General features: G+C 52.2%; 1 pseudogene. It reads right to left on the bottom strand.

The annotated features are described in order from the left end of the window. Nucleotides 1-3,503, bottom strand: a pseudogene (locus H151_RS16685) (hypothetical protein); the annotation flags it as partial.

Genomic DNA, 3,503 nt, shown 5'->3' with positions numbered 1-3,503 from the left:
CTAATCTTTTTTCTTCAGTTCTTCGTCCCATTTTATCATAGACGAACTCAGTGATGCGGTCATCGCTGTGTGAGGAGACGTTTGGCGGCGTGCCCAGACTTGGCGCGGAAGCCTTTGTGGCATAGCGCACTTCGCGTATGACATTGCCATCACTGTCATAGGCCCAGTCGGTACGATAGCCCTCGCCATCGACCTGAGCGGTTTTGCGGCCCATCTTATCGTAATAGCTAAAGGTCTCAGCCCCATTGGCATCTGTGGTTTTCACCACATTGCCATTGGCGTCATAGAGATACGATGTTCTCAGATCGCGGGTCTCAACCTTATAATTTGTGCCATCAAAGTAACCGATCTCGATATTGGGTGTGATTTGCGCGGTAACACGGCCCAGCTTGTCATGTTCAAAGCGGGTTGAGCGATAGTCCCCTGCGGGTTCGTTTGGCGCGCCATCTTTCGCATGGGCAGGTAAAGGCAGCGCTGTGGCATAAACCCGGCTTTCTGTCCGGTTGCCCGCCAGATCATAATAATGACGGGTCAAGGTTCCGAGCGGGCTTAAGCTATGGGTTAAGCGATTAAGCCTGTCATACCAGAACAGTTCACGCGCACCATTCGGCGCGATGCTTTCAATGACATTGCCGCGCGCGTCATAGATTTGGCTCGTTATGGGCGTAAAGGCTGTTACGCCGGATGTTGGTGATGTGACGACATCACGCGCTTCACCTATGGTTTTGATCAAGCGGTTAGAGAGATCGTATTCATACTGGGTCAGGCGCTCTTGAGCTTGGCCAGCATTTTCCAGCTTGGCAATAAGATTGCCTTGGTCATCATAAGTATAGCGCGTGACAAAGATCTGATCGACAGTGCGATCTTCATCAGGGTCAGGTGAGCTATCAATTGTGACAGTGCTTTCCTTTAACAAGCCTCTATCATTATAAATATACTGGGTAATCCCGCCCAGCTTATTGCTGACCACAATGCGCTCGCCAAAGGCATTGAGCGTATAGCTTTCTATCCCGCCTTCTGCATCTTTGGTCCAAACCAGACGGCCCAGCTTGTCATATATAAAGGACGTCGTCGCATCCTCTTGCGCATTAGGGCTGACTGTCGGGAAAATGTCTAAGCTCGGCGTGCCGACGACCTTATTGCCGTGGCGCGTAACCGATTGAACCTCACCAAAGGCGGTATACTGCGTGGTGGTGAGATAGTTCTCACTGTCTACGGTGGCGACCACGCGCCCAGCCTTATCATAATAGTTGTAGCTCACATGAGCGTTGGCATCGATCACCCGGCGCGACCGGCCCAAGGCATCATATTCGCTTCGCGTTACACCGCCTTCAGCATCGGTGGTCTTAATCACTCGGCCCAGCTGGTCATACTCAAAATGGGTGGTATGCCCACGCGGATCTGTAGTCGCAGTCAAATGACCCAGAGCATCATAGTGATAGGATGTGCTGGACATCGCCTGCGTGACATTGGGGTTGAAGGGGTCGGTGAAGTAGGTGTGAACCGTCTTTACGCGCCCGGCGCTATCATAATGATATTGCTTATACGTCCGATTGGGATCGGTAACAGATACATCCCCCTGGAAGGCTCCGACGGTTTCCCAAACCACGCGGCCATGATTGTGGTAATAGGTGCGCGCCACCGTGCCCGATGGATCTTTGGTGCAGATTAAGCGGCCTTCCTCATCGTAATAATACAAGGTTTGGCTCGCCGCGCCCTTGGCGGCTGTGTCGATGTTGGCCAGCGTCCAGGCGTCGCTCGCGCTGACCGGGTTATCAAAGCGCGTGCGGGTCTCAACCTGACCCTGCTTACTATATGTAAAGCGTGTGACATAACCTTCGCCATCAATCGTGGCTAAGACATTGCCGCGGCTATCATAATAGCTGCGGTTGATACGGGCATGGGCGCTATGGCTTGCCGCCCAGCTATCCAGAGCGCTCTCAGCGGGCAGTTCGCTGCCCGTATAAAGATCCGCAAACTGCGTGGTTTTAACAACCCGCCCTGCACTATCATAATCGAGATGGCTGACCGCGCCCTGGCTATCAATGGTGTAGACCAGTTGCTGATACGCATTGTAAACCTGACGTACGCTACGATCATTTGCGGTCTTGGCCAGCCCGGCCACCGCAGATTTAACCGTGTCCAGATCATAACGGGCTAAATTGCCAAGGCTGGTGGCATAGGCCAGCTGAGTGCGCACGCCCCCGGTTGCCGACCAGGCCTGGCCTTCCTCATCATGATAGCGGTTTTCGCTGACGCGTCCTAAGCTATCAATGCTAAAGCGTAATTGGCCCTGGCCATTATAAACATAACGCTGCGTGACATCCTGGCTTGGATCTCTGGCAACGCTGTTTAACAGATCGGCTAAAGACCCGGTTTTACGAAGCCCTGGATCAATCGCATGGGCATAGGCGGTCTCAGAAATTTTCTGGCCCGCGCCATCATACACGATCTCGCTTAAACCACCCTCAGCATTAAGCGAAGCCACCAAACGCCCATCAAGATCATAGAAATGACGCGTCACAACATCATCCGCATGACCCTCAGGCAAAATCAAAGCATCTAATGACCAGGGAGATGCGACAATCGAAGCAGTAGAGACAGTCGCGCCGCCAGAGCCTTCAAAGCGAAGGGTCTCGATACCATCAAGATAATCAATGCCTTCTGCCCCACTCGTATCAATGACGCGGACACGTCCATCGATTGAGCGTGTAAGTCGGAAATGACTGAGGGCACCGTTATAGGCCGCTGTATCGTTGCCAGCGCCACCGATTAAATGATCAACGCCGACTCCACCACTCAGCGCATCATCCCCATTCAACCCGATTAGGACATTATTTTGTGCATCACCAGTGATGAGATCATTGAAATTGCTGCCGGTCACATTGTCGATATTCATGACCGTTAGAGTTTTATACTGGCCCACATTTTCAATATTGTAGGCCACATACTGACGGGTATTGAAATCTCGCAGCCAAGCCGAGTTATGGGTGTCCCAAGTACTGGGGCGATAGGCCATGTTTAAGCGAATGCCATGATCCCAATATTGGTAGCTAAGGGTATCAGAACCTGAATCGCGATTTTCAAACCCTCCCGCGGTCCATCCTCTAAAGCTTTTGGACGGATATAGGGTATCATCGCCATCCCCTCCATAAATGTAGCCCGTTTCGCTTTGAATGTGGATTGTATCACGGCCGGAGCCGCCATCCGTTCGTGACCAATTTATACCAGTATAGATTGTATCGTTACCGGCTTCACCATAAAGCGCACTATCCCCAGCTTGTCCGTTGAGAACATCATTTCCATTGCCGCCATAGAGGGTGTCATCACCATCGCCGCCCTCCAAAAGGTCGTTACCGTCACCACCATTAAGCCTGTCGTCACCCTCAAGACCATAGAGCGTATCGTCACCGCTCGTACCTGTAAGTGTGTCATTACCAGACGTGCCATTGATGACATTGATCGACGTGCTGGTGGAGCTCATGGCCATCATGCGCGGCTGC

Source organism: Woodsholea maritima DSM 17123 (genome assembly GCF_000382325.1).
In the GTDB taxonomy this organism is placed as follows: domain Bacteria; phylum Pseudomonadota; class Alphaproteobacteria; order Caulobacterales; family Maricaulaceae; genus Woodsholea; species Woodsholea maritima.
Note: the sequence above shows the minus strand (reverse complement) of the source record. Positions and strands in the feature narration are given on the sequence as shown.